At 41.5% G+C, this 1190-nt stretch carries 2 protein-coding genes and 1 pseudogene; all 3 read left to right on the forward strand.

The window, feature by feature from the left end:
- A pseudogene (locus tag U736_RS12450) lies at positions 1–558 on the forward strand (alanine-zipper protein); the annotation flags it as partial.
- A gap of 9 nt (positions 559–567) precedes the next feature.
- The gene (locus U736_RS0108760; RefSeq protein WP_026500693.1) at positions 568–897 is read left to right on the forward strand and encodes a hypothetical protein; all 330 of its coding nucleotides are present in this window, start codon (positions 568–570) and stop codon (positions 895–897) included.
- A 63-nt stretch (positions 898–960) separates the two neighbouring features.
- Positions 961–1190: lysozyme (locus U736_RS0108765; protein WP_026500694.1), on the forward strand; the 230-nt coding region annotated here is incomplete at its 3' end.

The following is a 1190-nucleotide window of genomic DNA, read 5'->3' on the forward strand; positions in this document are numbered from 1 at the left end:
AATCACCGCCCGCATAGTTCCCCAGAGGGCATGGTTTACGACTCGTCACAAGATATTTGGGTTGATATTTATCTTCAGTCAGGGACGGGTCACAATACCCGCTCTGCGTATAATGTTCCTATTACGACGAACCGTCTACAAATAGATCATATATCCGATATGCTGCGTGTTAAGAAGGCTTTGCTCAATAATACAGAATTTACCTCTGCGATGTATGGAAGCAATGAAGGTGGTGGGATTCAAGGCAAAAAAGCACCTTCACCGAAACATTCTGGAGGTCATAAGAATACGGCAAATATACGGATGATTTCGCATATCGGTTGTGAAGATGGTTGCGGTTATGTTTGGCAATTTGTGAGAGATGTGTGTTTCATGCAAACAGTAACTGGAACCTCACCAAATGTACAGTTTAAAAAAGATATGTATGCATTGTTGGCTGGTGGAGACTGGTCAGATACTACGAATATCACTCCACATCTACGTGCAGTCATTATACGGAATGCTATTTATGAATCGGCTAGCGCCCGTGGCTGTAGTCATCCACGGCATTTTGTTTAGGAGGGGTAGATGATAGATTATCCAGAACATTTAAATAGCAAGCAAGATTATCTGAACATGCTTTCTTTTGACAAAGTTGAAACAGTAAGAAGGCTAGAGATGCTTTTGACAACGCGTTTTTATTGGTTTTTTGTCAAAGAACTCAGTGAAGGGGAAGAGGGGGTAGAAGATGATACGCATAAGGTTTGTCGAACAACAGAAATACCGTTTGATTCAAATGGTGATTTTGTCGAAAAGCGTTGTCAGTATGAATTACAGGAAAGTGAATATGCGCCGCTCTTTCAGCTTGGCTTTAGCGTTGAAGAAGTCGAACAGTTGATCAAAGAGTATAGCCAATAGAGATCATAAAAAAACATTTTTATCCAGCCTCACTTTTGTGGGGCTTTTTTTATGGAGCGTCAGATGAGAAAGATATCGAAAGAAGGATTAGAGCTTATCAAACAATGGGAAGGTTTGCGTTTAGAGGCTTATAGAGACACGGCATGTATCTGGACGATTGGTTATGGTCACACCAGCAATGCGGGTCACCCCCTTGTTAAAAAAGGCATGTGTATTAGCCAAGAGCAAGCAGAAGAAATCCTTTGTGAGGACTTAAAGCAATTTGAGAAGACGGTAGAGGAATCGGTCACGGT

The sequence above is a fragment of the Bartonella grahamii ATCC 700132 genome, from assembly GCF_000518085.1.
In the GTDB taxonomy this organism is placed as follows: Bacteria; Pseudomonadota; Alphaproteobacteria; order Rhizobiales; family Rhizobiaceae; genus Bartonella; species Bartonella grahamii.

Bases quoted from the DNA above. Each gene is read 5' to 3' on its own strand.
- U736_RS0108760 (WP_026500693.1), top strand. From the start codon at position 568: ATGATAGATTATCCAGAACATTTAAATAGCAAGCAAGATTATCTGAAC.